We start from the raw sequence: 13786 nt of genomic DNA, 5'->3' as shown, positions 1-13786 counted from the left end.
ACGCCCGATGAACTAAATGAAATCGAGTATACGATACACGAGATCGCCAACGACGACGGGCTGGTTTACGGGTACGGCGTAGAGATCAAAGAAGGCGCCCCGCAGTACATCCTCGATAAGCTTGTGCGACTGCCGAGGCGGGGCAACTTAGTGCTGATCCATCTGCGCGGATATGAAATGGACCCGCGGAGCGGGACCGGTTGAACTGGTTTGTTAGTTGGAAACTGACCGCTCCTGATCCCTTTCTATCACGCTGCCAGAGACTCTGTCTCCTGCAGTTGCTGTGGGCATGTGGTCAACGCGTCAGCGTTGTCCACCATGTCCACAGCCTTCGCGGCCAACGTCCGTTCGCGCCAGACCGCCATCGGCGTGCGATAGCCATGCGCCTGATGAAGGCGGCGATCGTTGTAGAAGGCGATCCAGCTGGCGATCCCTGCTTTGGCCTCCCGGCCATCGGCATAGCCCTTGAGATAGATGTCCTCATGCTTGAGCGACCGCCACAGCCGCTCGATGAAGACGTGTGCGATGCCGCTCATCCGGCGCGCCGCGTGTTGAAGCGCTGCTATGTCGGTCGGCCCGGCGCCGGTCGCCAGATTGAGTTCTTCTGCAGGTGCTGGAATTCTGTCCGGCACCGGTCTAGCTCGGCGAGAAGCATCGCGAATTCGTCCATTGGCGAAATGCCCTTCATTGCATGACTGCGGCCACGTCACACTCCGATCTGGTGTCTTTTCAGGGTAGTGGGCCGCCAGCATTGGAGCGATCTCTTCTTCAAGTCAGCGCTTGGAGAGACCTTAGGGGGAAGCCCACCATCCATCGGGGAAGGCCTCCAGCAAAGTCCACTCGACTTGGTTGTCGTTGTCAGGTGGACTGATAACGCCTGCATTCCTGCTCGGTCGCGCGTGGCGACGGAGGCGGACAGACGAGGCGCCTGGTTCACGGCTTCGATGGCGGCGCCAAGCAGGACGTGTCAAGCGTAATGGAAGCACACCGCGGGCGCGGCGCTCTGCTTCTTCCACCAAACGTCGAAGATCTTCCAATTCTGAGAGCTGAGAAGTGAGTTCGCTAAGTCGTTCGGCGTAAAGGATTGCGCGAGAGCCTCGCATAAATGTCCTCCCAGGAGAAAAAACACGATCAGGACGGCTTCAGGGCAAATAGCTCGGGTAAAAGTGGAAACTACCAGGGGTAGCTATCGGATTTCAATACGTAAGGCTTGCTGCCTCAGAATGTGCTCGAACGCGAGAGGTGTTGCCGCGAGGGGCGGCAACCGCGAGCCCGTCTGCTAGCGCCACTGTCGCAAGGACCCTGTCGTTTCTGACAGGCGAGGAACCGCCAAGGTGTGGGCGGGCATGACCGCGACCAAAAAGACGAGGGCCGCGACTATGCCACGTTACTGCTTCCCTATTTTCCACAATCGAGAGCAGGCGGACGAGACTGGAGCGCGATCGCTCTGCTGAATTTAGCGGTCCAATGGAGCGCCCGTGTCGCTCGGGATATCCCCAGCGGTCCCGGCTACGATTAGACTAGCGGCGCCGTCGCTAATCGTGCTCGACGCCTCCGTTGCTGAGATCGCTCTGCATGCCTCGGTGGTGTCGGCGAGAAAGAACCCCGAATGACCTTCCCCAAGTGTTATCCAGTCCTGAGTTCGCCCGTGCCGTTGGATTTGCCCGGTTGGGCGGTGGCAGCGACGGGGGCTGGCGCGGAGGTCGGCATAGCGCAGCGCCAGATCCCGGCGCGGGTGGCAGGTCATCGCGAACTCGGACGGGGTTCTCCATCCGAACTGCGAGTGCGGGTCGCGTAGCGTTGCAGTCGGCCCGCCAGCAAATCCGCGCTGCTCCAGGATCTCATAGACCGGGACTCCAATAGACGCCGGTGAATTCCATCGCCACGCTGGTGACGCCGCACGCTTTAAACCAGTTCGCCAGATCACGGCTCCGATGTGTGAAATCGACTGAAAACGCTTTTGGCACGCCGGCCGTTCCACATATTGGGGTAAGGCCAGACCTACGGGAGCTGGTAGTGGCGAGGAGAGTGCGGGTTGAGTAGCCTTGGGGTAATGCAGCACGACCGACCACGGTACCAGACTGTCGACGCCAAGTTCTTGCGAGCGATCATCTTGCTGCTCGATGCCCTCCAGATTGAGGGCGGGTGCCGGGAGAACCTTAAGCGTGGCGCAACAAGTCAACCGCATGATGCAGATGAGATCAACACGGACGGGGTGGTGCGTGTGGCCGTAATACGCCTTCTGCGCGCCTATATTGCGGCGATCGGACAGAGCGATAGGGCGCGAGCGGCACTCCTAGAACGGCTATGGGGCGCCGGGCTCACGGAGGAGACTGATGACCGTCAGCAAATATGAGTTCAGGACCGAGCTTCGGCGGCTGATAGAAATCCACATCGGACGTTCGAACACGTTCGAGGACTACGCCGTGGTCACGGGGGAGTTGGAGGAGGCGATGGATCGGCTGAACCTGGAGAGCGAGAAGTTCTCGGACGAGGAGGTCGACGCCTGCGAGTTGTAGCGAGGGCCTTGCCCCGTTAGACCCAGCCCCGCCGCGCCATCACGCGCTGACCGATTGCCAGTTCGGCCGCCGGTAGAGCAGTTGTGAAGCGTCCGATCCCGGCGAACAAGCTGCCAGCCGGGACCTCGGTTGGGTTAAGGTCGATGTTCGAGGTCAGCAGTTGTTACTTGCAAGAGGTCGTGTCCCCGGTGGTGGTGTAGCTCGGTAGCAAAGCCGCCCGGACGCGCGCCCCCATAGCGCCGTAGCGGGCGGGCGGCTTTGCGGTAGTCACCGGCAGTTCTCCGGCAGGATCGGGTTGCGACACGCCAACGCAACCGAGGAACCACTGTCTGACCGTGCGGCCGGATCGAGGAGGGGCGTCTGTGGCGCTCACCATTACCCGGAACGCCGCTGGCGTCAGGAAGGTGACCGCCCCAACGAATGTTGATGGCGGTGGTTTGATCCGCATCAAAGCGCACATCCGCTCCTTTATGCATAGTCGACCGGGTCCTAACAGGAGGTCGCAATGCCTATTGATTCGATTCTGGTTTCGGCCGTCGTAGTCGCGATGTTCGTGGTTTTCGCCGGGGTTCTGATCTGGGGTAGCCACCAGACCAGCCCGGTCCGGTCGAGCTTGCCTGCCGGCGCCACGAAGCGCCGGAGCTTCTGATCTGCCGGCGGCGCACAGCGCGGCAGCGGCATTTCTCACCTGGCTTGATGTTGCGGTGGTCAGGCGGGACCCTGCCATGCTCACCGACAATCAATCTGAAACGGCCCCCTCGCTAAGTCTCAATTCGGCAGCAAGCAGATGACGGCGGAAATGCTCCGCCGATCTCGGGAGCAGATTGCAGCGTCGATCGCGCTGCTTCAAAGCTCGCCGCCCAAGGTATGGCCGCCCCGACCGAAGTGCACGGACCATTCAAGCCTCGCGTGATTTAAGTTTGTCAGCCTACCGAGCGGTCCTAGACGGGAGGACGCTGTTGGGGTTGCCAGGGGCTCGGGCGAACCGTCTCCGAGCTCCGCCGTTGAGGAGTAAGGCAGGGCCGCGCGGCTTAGAGACGACCCCGGCTTGGGGCCTGAGGGTTGATGGCGGGGCCGCTCCGCCAGCAGCTGGCAGTAGGCAATGAAGAACCAAATTGTGGACGTGCCTAGCGATGTGCGGCAGTTGATCGAGAAGACGATAGACCAAACCGAGAGGGCATTCTCGTTTTTCTTCCAACAAGCCAAGTTGCCCGGCGACCTGGCGCTGAACTTCGCTGAACAGAACGTAGCAATAACTGACGAAACCTCTGACTTTCTCCTCAGCAGAGGCATATCCGCGCCGGCACTTGGCGCGCTCGAGCCGTGCGAATGCTTCCCCAGCTTCCGTGCTGTCCTCGAAGGTTTGGATCATGACCTGCCCGCTCGTGCCAATCCGGCCCCAGTTGCGGATCAGCGAGATCCCGCCGAATAAAGTCGGCTGAATCGAAAGCAGGTAAAATCGTCGCATGTTGCGGGCAGCGTCGATGCGGCGAAGGTAAAGCGGCTTTTGCTTGCGGTTCGGCATGCGTGGAGTCTGGCTCCTCGCGGAATCGAGGTCCAATGCTTTCTTTGAATCGATCAGGGCTAAACGATTCATTGTCTCCGTACTTCGAGTGCAGCGATCGTTCACCTGGGGCAGCGGTAGCATTCATGGAGTAGTATGAAGCCGCGTCGGGGAACTGCGGCGGTGCTCCCTGCATCGACGGACGCGTGGGCCGCCGCTCTCAAACCGAGCTTCCGATCTTGCTAAGGTCTCTTAGTTGGACTCAGTGGGTCTCATCGGCATCCGGCCGAAGTGCTACTTTTGGAATATATCCCAATTGCCGGACCAGGAGAGCCAAACTTAAGCGGGCGGACTCCAATCTCGAGGTCGCCTCGAGCAGGTCGGCCGCCATTCGGTCCGACCGCGCAACAGCTGCGGAGCAAATCTCAAAAAGGCGTTTCTTGAGATGCGGTGCCGCTCCGTTTCGCAGTGTTCGCGGCAAATCGAGCAGCGTGCGCGTCAGCGCCCGGTCCGCGCAAGCGTCCTCTTGTTCCAGGTTTTCCACCAATGCAAGCGCCTCGCGATAGCGCTGTATCGCTTTCACAGTTTCGCTTTCGAGACTGCTGTCTTGGCTCATCTACTTTCTCCGTCGCGAATTCGATCTCACCAGGACTCGCCCCCGGCCTTGGCTGCAGCAGGGCCGCTGTTTGACACTCGGTCCTGCTTCTCCCTCGGGGAGCCTGGACCAGTGATGGTCTGCCGAGTCCGGTGGAGGTCCGACGATGGTGGGCCCGAGCTCGCCGATACAATGCCTCCTCTTTTCCATCGATAGGGAATCGGTGGGTTCTCTCGGGACGGCTCTACTGTCTCTGCGGGGAACTGCGCCTCTCTATACTCCCGTCACGACGTTTCACGATCATCAGCTACGCGACCAGCGTCTCTCCGGTGGAACTTGTTCTCACCGACGCAGGCTCGCATGTCGGCGCGCCGGAACCAGATCGCGCGTCCGCAGCGCAGCGGCGGGTTGCCGGCGGTGAAGATGACCTGCTCGTCGGTCCGCATCCGCAGAACCTCATGGGGCAGCATCAGCGGCCGGCGCGCGAGCTGCTTGGACCGCGTCCGGGAGGAACCCGACATCTGCGAGGATCGGCTCAACTGATCGACCTCGACGGTCGTGTCGCCGCAGCGCTTGGAGATGTAGTCGGCGGTTTCGGGATCGTTGATCGCCGAAAAGGAAATCCAGGAGGCGCTCTCGAACCATTTGCTGGTGGCGTCACGGCCGCCATAGGCCTCGCGCATTTGGCCGATGGACTGGTACAGCATCAAGAGGGTGATGCCGTATTTGCGTCCGGCATCGCGCGCGGTTTCGAGAATGCGTAAGTAGCCGAGGCGGGCGACCTCATCGAGCAGGAACAGGGTGCGGCCGGGCACGTCTCCGTTGCGATTGTAAATCGCGTTGAGCAGCGAGCCGATGATGGTCCGGGCGAGTCCTGCATGATTTTCCAACGTCTTCAGGTCGAGATTGATGAAGACGTCGGTCCGACCTTGCGCGAGCTCGGCCGTCGTGAAGCTCGATCCAGACACCAGCGCCGCATAGTTGCCGTAGGAGAGCCAGTGGGTTTCCTTGACCGCATTGGCATAGACGCCGCTGAAGGTTTCCGGGGTCATGGCGATAAAGGGCGCGACGTTCTCTTGCACGAATCCGGAGGCGGAGTTGTCGTAAATCGACTGCAGCCGCTGGCGCAGCTTCGGCTCCGGCTCAGACAAATTGGCGCGGACCTGGCGCAGGTGCTGATGCTGGAGTTCCGTATGACCGGACAGGCAGACATCGGCGATCAGCGCCGTCAGCAGTTGCAAGGCCGAAGCCCGAAAGAAGTCGTCCCGCGCCGAGCCCTGGCGCGGATTGTCGGTCATGATCCATGACGCCACCGCGGCAATGTCCTCCTCCTTTGTTGCGCCGTGCTGGCCGATCCAGTCGAGCACATTGAAGCCGATCGCCGAGGATCGCGGGTCGAGCACGAACACCTGCCGGCCCGCCTCGTGCCGGTGTCGCCGGACCATGGGTGCGACCTCGTTCGAGGGGTCGAGGACGACCAGGCCGCTGCCCCATTTCAGCGCTGTCGGCACCGTGACGGATGTCGTCTTGAAGCCGCCGGACCCGGCGAACACGATGCCGTGCGACGAGCCAAAGGACGCATCGAAGCAGAGCAGAGCGGACTTGCCGCCGGTGCCCCATGTCTCCGGGTCGTCGGCGCGGAAGGACGGCTCGGCACCTGGATCTCGATCGACCCGATAGCGTTCCCCGACCACCATGCCACCCCCCACCGGAAACAGCCGCGCAGCCTCGGTCATCGCCATCCAGTTGGCCTCGCCATGGATGGCGCGCTGCCCCCGGATGCGGCGCGGCTCAGCGGCCGCGAAGGCGGCATTGCCCCTGATGGCTACCCGCAACCCGAACACGGCCACGAGCGCCGCGCACATCGCTCCGATGATGGTGGAGGGATCGGCATAACTCAAAAGCCGGTCTCCAGAGGGCAGGGCGTTGGCGAAGGAATGCAGCCGTGCGATCTCGCGCGAGGCGGCGATCGCGACCACAAGGAGACCGCCGCACGTGACGCCCCAGCCGGCGGAGCGGATCGCGGTCGCACCCGCGGCTGCGAACAGGAAGACCACGGCGATCACCGAGCTCATCAGGTAGGGCAGGGCGATGCCAATCCGGCCGAGCACCAACCGCGCGTTCGGGGTAGTCCCGAACTTGGAAAGCCACGCTTCGAGGCCGGTCAAGGCAACGCACATGCCCGCCATCAGCACGGCCGGCGCGAGCGCCAGCGCAATCCTATTTGCTTTCATGGCCGAACGCCTTCACGCCAATCGCCGTCAAGCGCTCGCGTTCCGCCTCGTTACCCCGCAGACGGTCGGCGGCATCGATCAACAGGCCGAGCAGCAGCGCCCGCTTCTCGTAGCGCAGCCCCGCCTTGGCGATCAGGCCGCCAAGCTCGATCTTCTCCCGGGTGTCCTTCTTGCGGGCATCGCTGGCATCGGAGCGCCGCATGCGTTCAGCCCTGTTCAGCCACGCCCGCAGGCGCGACAGGCGGGATCGCCGTAGCCGCGTTGGCGGCTCTGCGCCCGTCCTTGCGAAACCGGCCGGCGATCTCCTCGAATGCCGAGAGCAGCGCCGCTTCCTCGATCTCTATCTCTCCCATTCCGGCCTTGAGCGCGATGCGGCCGATGCGCTCGGCCTCGCGCGTTTCAGCCTGCTTCAACTGCTCCTGGAGCCGTGCGATTTCGTCCCTGATCTGCCGCGAGGGCTTTTTCATTCCGGAAGACCTTTCCTGTCACGATGGCGCGAAGCGCTCGACAGCAAAGCCGGGGTGAGCGCGAAGCGCGACCCGGGTAATTAACGGGGTCGGCGAAGCCGACGCTTTGGAAGATCATCCCGCCGTTCCGAAGGAGCGGCTTCCAAGGGCGCAGTAATACGTCGCTGACGCGACGTCCTGCTTCCCGCCCACGCACGGGCAGAGCGATTCCGACGGAACTGCATGTTCGTTCGTCTCAAGGATCGCTTCCTGCCGTGGCCATCACCCATTTCACGCCCCAGCTCATCGGACGCGGCGATGGCCGCAGCGCCGTGCTGGCCGCCGCCTACCGGCATTGCGCGAGGATGGCGTTCGAGGCCGAGGGCCGCACCGTCGACTATTCCAATAAGCGCGGCATGATCCACGAGGAGTTCCTGGTGCCGGCCGACGCGCCCGCCTGGCTCCGGACCATGATCGCCGATCGCTCCGTCGCCGGTGCCTCGGAGGCCTTCTGGAACAAGGTCGAGGCCTTCGAGACGCGGGGGGATGCGCAGTTCGCCAAGGAGTTCATCATTGCGCTGCCGGCCGAGCTGACGACAGACCAGAACATCGCGCTGGTACGCCAGTTCGTGCTCGAGCAGGTGCTGTCGCGCGGACAAATGGCGGATTGGGTCTATCATGATGAGCCGGGCAATCCGCATATCCACCTGATGACGACGCTGCGACCCCTCACCGAAGCCGGATTTGGGCCAAAGCGGGTCGCGGTCATCGGCGACGACGGGCAGCCGTTGCGCATGCAATCCGGCAAGATCGCGTACCGGCTGTGGGCCGGCGGCAAACAGCAGTTCCTCGAGCAGCGCAACGGCTGGCTCGACCTGCAGAACCAGCATCTGGCTCTGAACGGTCACGACATTCGCGTCGATGGACGCTCCTACGCCGAGCGCGGCATCGACGTCGCGCCGACCACCCATATCGGGGTTGCTGCCAAGGCGATCCAACGCCGGGCCAAGCGCGAGGGGCGCGATCCCAACCTCGAACGGCTGCGTGTCTTTGAGGAGACCCGGGCCGAGACGCTGAGACGAATCCAGCGCCGTCCCGAGATCGTGCTCGACATGATTTCGCGGGAACGCAGCGTGTTCGACGAGCGGGATGTCGGCAAGCTGCTGCATCGCTATGTCGAGGATGCCGGCACCTTCCAGCACTTGATGGCGCGGGTGCTGCAAAGCCCCGAGGCTCTGCGGCTGGACGTCGAGTCGGTCGACTTTGCCACGGGGGCTCGAACGCCGGCTAAATATGCCACGCGCGAGCTGATCCGGCTCGAAGCGGAGATGGTGCGGCGCGCGGTCCACCTGTCGGGCAGTGCGGCTTTCGCCGTGCAGGCACCGGTCGTTTCAGCCGTGTCCGCGCGGCACGCCAAGCTCTCGGCCGAGCAGCGCTCAGCCATCGCGCACTTGGCCTCTGGAGAGCGGATCGCGGCGGTTGTCGGCCGGGCCGGCGCCGGCAAGACCACGATGATGCGGGCTGCGCGCGAAATGTGGGAAGCCGCCGGCTACCGCGTGGTCGGCGGCGCCCTGGCGGGCAAGGCGGCCGAGGGATTGCAGAAGGAGGCGGGCATCGAATCCCGGACGCTCGCCTCCTGGGAATTACGATGGAAAGGCGGCCGCGACGGCCTCGATGATCAAACCATTTTTGTCCTGGACGAGGCCGGCATGGTCGCCTCGCGCCAGATGGCGCTGGTCGTCGAAACCGCGTCAAAGGCGGGGGCCAAGCTCGTCCTGGTCGGCGATCCCGAGCAGCTCCAGCCGATCGAAGCCGGCGCGGCGTTTCGCGCGATCCTCGAGCGCACCGGCTATGCCGAGCTCGAGACCATCTATCGCCAGCGCCAGCAATGGATGCGCGACGCCTCGCTCAATCTTGCCCGTGGCCGGACGGGAGAGGCCCTGTCCGCCTATCGCGATCATGGACGCCTGTTCGGCTCGGAGTTGAAGGCGCAGGCGATCGAAAGTCTCATCGCCGACTGGAACCGTGACTATGATCCGTCCAAATCGACTTTGATCCTGGCCCATCTTCGCCGCGACGTCCGCGCGCTCAACGAGATGGCGCGGGCCAAACTCGTGGCGCGCGGTTTGGTCGAACCGGGACATGCCTTCCGCACCGAGGATGGCGAGCGCCGGTTTGCAGCGCGCGACCAGATCGTCTTCCTGAAGAACGAGGGCTCGCTCGGGGTCAAGAACGGCATGATCGGCAGGGTCGTGGAAGCCGGTCCTGCGCGCCTGCTCGCCGAGATCGGTGAGGGCGAGGACTGCCGCCGCGTCGAAATCGATCAGCGCGTCTATCGCAACATCGACCACGGCTATGCGACGACGGTGCACAAGGCGCAAGGGGTCACGGTCGATCGGGTCAAGGTGCTGGCAACGCTGTCGCTGGACAAGCATCTGACCTATGTCGCGCTGACCCGCCATCGCGAGGATGTGGCGCTCTATTACGGCCGGCGTTCGTTCCAGAAGGCCGGTGGCCTCGTTGCGATCCTGTCGCAGCGGCGGGCCAAGGAGACCACCCTCGATTACGACCGCGGCAGCCTCTATCGCGATGCGCTGCGCTTTGCCGCGGCCCGCGGACTGCACATCGTCAAGGTGGCACGCACGCTCATGAGCGATCGCCTGTGCTGGACGGTTCGCCAGAAGCAACGCCTGGCCGACATCGCTGCCCGGTTGGGCGCGCTCGCCGCAAAACTCGGCCTCGTCGAGGGCCGCAATCCCATCATCAGCACCGCACAGACGAAGGCCAAGCCCATGGTCGCGGGCGTCACGACGTTCCCCAGATCCCTCATCAACACGGTCGAGGACAGGATCCTCGCCGACCCCGCCATCAAGAAGCAATGGGAGGATGTCTCCACCCGCTTCCGCCTCGTCTTTGCCGATCCCGAGCGCGCGTTCCGCGCGACGAATTTTGACGTCCTGCTGAGGGATCCCGCGGCCGCGAGCTCGACGATGGCGCGTCTTGCCTCGAGCCCGGAGTCCTTCGGGGCTCTGCGCGGCAAGATCGGGCTGCTGGCGGGTCAGGCCGAGAAGCAGCTGCGTCGGCGCGCCGAGGCCAATGTGGCGGCGCTCAAGCACGACATCGAGCGCTACGTGCGTCTGCGCGCCGAGGCCGGGCACAAGTATGAGGCCGAGGAACGCGCGATCCGGCATCGTGTCGCCATCGACATCCCTGCTTTGTCGCGTGAGGCGCAGCGGGTGCTGGCGCGGGTGCGCGATGCGATCGATCGCAACGACCAGCCGAGCGCGATCGAATTGGCCTCCGCGGACGGACTTGTGAAAGCGGAGATCGACAGCTTCAAGAAGGCCATCGCCGAGCGCTTTGGCGATCGTACATTCCTGCCGAATGCCGCGAGCGGACCCGATGGGCGGGCCTTCCAGAAGGCGACCGCCGGCATGGATCCGGCGCGGCGGGAGCAGCTGAAGGAAGCCTGGCCTGTGATGCGTGCGGCACAGCAGCTCGCCACCCTGGAGCGCACCGCGCAGGCCCTCAAGCAGGCCGAGGCGCTGCGTCTGACCCCGCGGCAGGGACAGACCCTGAAGTGAGCGTTCGGCGCTTCGCCTTGGTGATCGTGCTGGCAGGCGCAGGCCTCGTTGCCGCCGTAGCCGGCACCGGCTGGTGCGCCGGGCTGCGAATCAATATGACGCCGAGCTATCCGCGCGGCCTGTGGCAGATCGAGCCTCTGAATCGGGCGGCCGCTGCCGGCGATCTCGTCTTCATCTGTCCGCCGGACACCGCCGAGTTCCAACGCGCATTCGCGCGCGGCTACATCCCGCGCGGATTGTGCGCTGGGGGCTTAAGCCCGCTCATCAAGACCGTCGCCGCCCTCGCTGGCCACCAGGTTGACGTCGCTGATCAGGTCTTCATCGACGGCCATCCGCTCCCCCATTCCGACCTCCGGCGGACTGACAGCGCCGGCCGTGTTCTCGCGCCGTTCGCGGGCGGCGTCATTCCCGCTGGCGAGCTCTATCTCCACTCCGATTTCGCAGGCTCCTATGATTCCCGTTACTTCGGCCCGATCCCGTCATCGGGCCTTCTCGGCCTCGCGCGGCCCGTGTTCGTTTTCGGTCCATGAGCTCTGGCGCGGCGTGGCGATGGTCGCCGCGGCGGCTGCGGTCGGCGCGATTGCCTGGTGTGGTCACGCGCTCGCTCTGCCACTCGCCTGCGCCTTTCCAATGCTGTGGGCTTTGGCCCGCTCGCGGGTGATCTCGGCGGCAGTGAGCGCCGCCTATGTCCTTGCGGCATCACGCGGGCTGCCCCAAGGTGTCGTCAACTTCTACGGCACTGATCTCGGTGTCGGCATCGCCCTGTGGATTGGCGCCGCAGCCGTCTTCGTCCTTGTCCACGCGGCACTGTGGCAAAGCCGCCCAGGATGGGAGAGGGCGCTTCGGTTTGGATGTGCTGCGATCCTGATGAGCGTGCCGCCTTTTGGGATCGTCGGATGGGCGCAGCCGATCACCGCGGCCGGGGTTTTGTTTCCGGGATGGGGATGGTGGGGACTGGGCACGACCGCGGCCATCCTGCTCACAATGACGACCGGCAAGTGGCCCATCGCGGCGGTCGTCGCCGGCGGCTTCTGGATCGGGTCGGCCGCGCATTGGACTGCGCCAGCGCAACCAGCCGGATGGGCTGGTCTGAATACCGAGCTTGGCAGCGCGCTCGGTCGATCTCCGGATCTCGACCAGGCCCAAGCGCTTCTCCAGCGCGTGCGCGAAGCGGGCGGGGCCGGAGCGCAAATTGTCGTGCTTCCAGAAAGTGCGGCCGGGCTGTGGACGCCGACCACGAGCGGCTTCTGGATGAAAGGCCTTCGCGGCACCGACATTACGGTGATCGCTGGTGCGGTGATCGTCGGTCGCGAAAGCTACGACAACGCCATGGTGGAGATCAGCGCCGGGCGCACGCGCCGGCTCTATGGCGAGCGCATGCCGGTCCCCGTCTCGATGTGGCAACCCTGGCTGGCATGGACCGGGCAGGGCGGAGGCGCCAGGGCCACCTTCTTCAGCAATCCCGTCGTGGAGTCCGCCGGCCGGCGCGTCGCGCCGCTGATCTGTTACGAGCAGTTGCTCATCTGGCCCGTCCTACAGTCGATGCTCCATGCGCCCGACGTGCTTGTCGCGATCGGCAACGACTGGTGGGCCGCCCGAACCAACGTGGTCGCGATTCAGCGAGCCAGCACCGAAGCCTGGGCGCGCCTGTTCGGGCTGCCGCTCGTGCTCGCCTTCAACAGCTGAAGGGGATCATCATGATCGATGCAGCCACCATTGATCGATGCGCCGATCCGGGTTTGAAGCCTGCGATCGTCGAGAAATTCATACGGGCGGTCGGGGCACCCGATCCGCTCGCCGTCACGGTCCGGACCGGAAACCGCGTCATCCTGATCACACCGCCCAAGACGCCGGATGATGCCATGGAGCTGATACGCCGTTACGTCGGCCAAGCCATGGTCCGCGTCGGCGTCACCCAATATCCGGCCGGGCTCGGCGCCGCCAACGTTGCTGAGCTCAACCCTGATCTGGTCGATGCCTGCACAAATATCAGGATAGGCACCGCGCTGTTCGGCAAGGTCTATCGCATCGTCGCGACATGGTATGGCACTGAAATCGACGAGGCGTTCGGCGCAGCGATTGACGCCTGGAAAACCGGCTATTTCGACGGAAAATATGTATTCGACGAGCCCGATCCCGGCAGCCTGCCGGCCAGCACGCGGGCGTCCGACCCTCGCGACAAGGCCGCGGCCGAGGCGGCGAGCCCTGCGAGGGGGCCGGCCGATGGCACCCAGCGGGCTAGGGAGCCGGATGATCCGAACAAGGCGGGCATCAGAATCGATCTCACTGGGATTGGCGTCGGTAAGCCGAAATAGCGCTTTGCGCAGGACCTCTGCCCCTCGGTCGGAGAGCCGCGGTCGATTGATCGGCGGCGGAGCAACCTCATCGGCCGGAAGGTCTTGGATGCTGATCTGCAAGGGTCCGCGATCGCGATGGTTCTCTGGACCGTGAGCTCGCCGCTCCCACGGGCTCTCGCACACGATCGAGCGCGCGGGAACGCCAGGGCATATGCAGCGGCCTTGCCAGATGCTGATATAATTTTCCTTCTGATCTGATCAGCAGGGTTGCGGACGTCACCATCATCGGCGCTCGCTCGGTGGTAAGCTCTCTCCGTCAGGCTCGTCTTGGTTTAAGTGGCTCGGATTATCCACGCTGCCGCCAAATCCCGACTTCAATCTACAAGGGACAAGGCAGCACGGGCTGCCTTGGGAATCAAAAACGTGCCGATTGGCGACGGTGTCCACCGTGACTCTCCCCTGATCCTCTGACGTAACGGGAGGGGCGGGACGTATGTCTAGGCGCCTCCTCCCGCAGGTCAGCGGAATGGTCCAACCACCGGCGCGCGCCGACCTGGTCCAATTGCAGCGCCTGCCGCACCGGACTTCCTGTGCCGAACGCCGGGAG

At 64.1% G+C, this 13786-nt stretch carries 12 protein-coding genes and 2 pseudogenes; 7 read left to right on the top strand and 7 right to left on the bottom strand.

Annotation, left to right across the window (positions count from 1 at the left end):
* Nucleotides 1–204 (top strand): hypothetical protein (locus AC0L3A_RS28305; protein WP_473255532.1); only part of this gene is annotated, 204 nt, incomplete at its 5' end.
* Between the two features lie 44 nt (nucleotides 205–248).
* On the opposite strand, the gene AC0L3A_RS28300 is transcribed toward AC0L3A_RS28305, so the two are convergent.
* Together AC0L3A_RS28300 and AC0L3A_RS28295 are read right to left on the bottom strand one after the other, a co-directional pair.
* On the bottom strand, nucleotides 249–632 hold the full coding sequence (locus AC0L3A_RS28300) for an integrase core domain-containing protein (protein WP_473255531.1): 384 nt from the start codon (nucleotides 630–632) through the stop codon (nucleotides 249–251).
* Between the two features lie 994 nt (nucleotides 633–1626).
* Nucleotides 1627–1820, bottom strand: a pseudogene (locus tag AC0L3A_RS28295) (IS3 family transposase); the annotation flags it as partial.
* Between the two features lie 516 nt (nucleotides 1821–2336).
* Between AC0L3A_RS28295 and AC0L3A_RS28290 the strand changes: the two are divergent.
* Together AC0L3A_RS28290 and AC0L3A_RS28285 are read left to right on the top strand one after the other, a co-directional pair.
* Nucleotides 2337–2519, top strand: a complete 183-nt coding sequence (locus AC0L3A_RS28290) for a hypothetical protein (RefSeq protein ID WP_473255530.1) — start codon at nucleotides 2337–2339, stop codon at nucleotides 2517–2519.
* Between the two features lie 505 nt (nucleotides 2520–3024).
* Nucleotides 3025–3168, top strand: coding sequence for a hypothetical protein (locus tag AC0L3A_RS28285; protein WP_473255529.1), 144 nt, complete (start codon nucleotides 3025–3027; stop codon nucleotides 3166–3168).
* Between the two features lie 621 nt (nucleotides 3169–3789).
* Here AC0L3A_RS28285 and AC0L3A_RS28280 read toward each other — a convergent pair.
* From AC0L3A_RS28280 to traC, 5 genes and pseudogenes are all read right to left on the bottom strand, one after another.
* A pseudogene (locus AC0L3A_RS28280) lies at nucleotides 3790–4044 on the bottom strand (WGR domain-containing protein); the annotation flags it as partial.
* Nucleotides 4045–4285: 241 nt separating this feature from the next.
* Nucleotides 4286–4639, bottom strand: a complete 354-nt coding sequence (locus tag AC0L3A_RS28275; protein WP_473255528.1) for a hypothetical protein — start codon at nucleotides 4637–4639, stop codon at nucleotides 4286–4288.
* A gap of 263 nt (nucleotides 4640–4902) precedes the next feature.
* On the bottom strand, nucleotides 4903–6852 hold the full coding sequence (gene traG, locus AC0L3A_RS28270; protein WP_473255527.1) for a Ti-type conjugative transfer system protein TraG: 1950 nt from the start codon (nucleotides 6850–6852) through the stop codon (nucleotides 4903–4905).
* Complete coding sequence (gene traD / locus AC0L3A_RS28265) at nucleotides 6839–7054, bottom strand: type IV conjugative transfer system coupling protein TraD (RefSeq protein ID WP_473255526.1); 216 nt, start codon at nucleotides 7052–7054, stop codon at nucleotides 6839–6841. Before traD ends, traG begins: the two co-directional genes overlap by 14 nt.
* A 4-nt stretch (nucleotides 7055–7058) precedes the next feature.
* The gene (gene traC, locus AC0L3A_RS28260; protein WP_473255525.1) at nucleotides 7059–7319 is read right to left on the bottom strand and encodes a conjugal transfer protein TraC; all 261 of its coding nucleotides are present in this window, start codon (nucleotides 7317–7319) and stop codon (nucleotides 7059–7061) included.
* A gap of 254 nt (nucleotides 7320–7573) precedes the next feature.
* Between traC and traA the strand changes: the two genes are divergently transcribed.
* From traA to AC0L3A_RS28240, 4 genes are read left to right on the top strand one after another with little or no spacing between them, the layout of a single operon-like run.
* Entirely contained in the window at nucleotides 7574–10882 is a 3309-nt protein-coding gene (gene traA, locus AC0L3A_RS28255; RefSeq protein ID WP_473255524.1) for a Ti-type conjugative transfer relaxase TraA, read from the top strand.
* A gap of 23 nt (nucleotides 10883–10905) precedes the next feature.
* Nucleotides 10906–11412 (top strand): conjugative transfer signal peptidase TraF, encoded by a 507-nt coding sequence (gene traF / locus AC0L3A_RS28250; protein ID WP_473255537.1) that lies wholly within the window; start codon nucleotides 10906–10908, stop codon nucleotides 11410–11412.
* 13 nt (nucleotides 11413–11425) lie between these two features.
* Entirely contained in the window at nucleotides 11426–12568 is a 1143-nt protein-coding gene (locus AC0L3A_RS28245; RefSeq protein WP_473255523.1) for a conjugal transfer protein TraB, read from the top strand.
* An 11-nt stretch (nucleotides 12569–12579) separates the two neighbouring features.
* Nucleotides 12580–13197, top strand: a complete 618-nt coding sequence (locus tag AC0L3A_RS28240; RefSeq protein WP_473255522.1) for a TraH family protein — start codon at nucleotides 12580–12582, stop codon at nucleotides 13195–13197.
* The last annotated feature ends 589 nt before the right edge of the window (nucleotides 13198–13786 follow it).

It is taken from the genome of Bradyrhizobium sp. MI1.3 (assembly GCF_055811695.1).
Note: the sequence above shows the minus strand (reverse complement) of the source record. Positions and strands in the feature narration are given on the sequence as shown.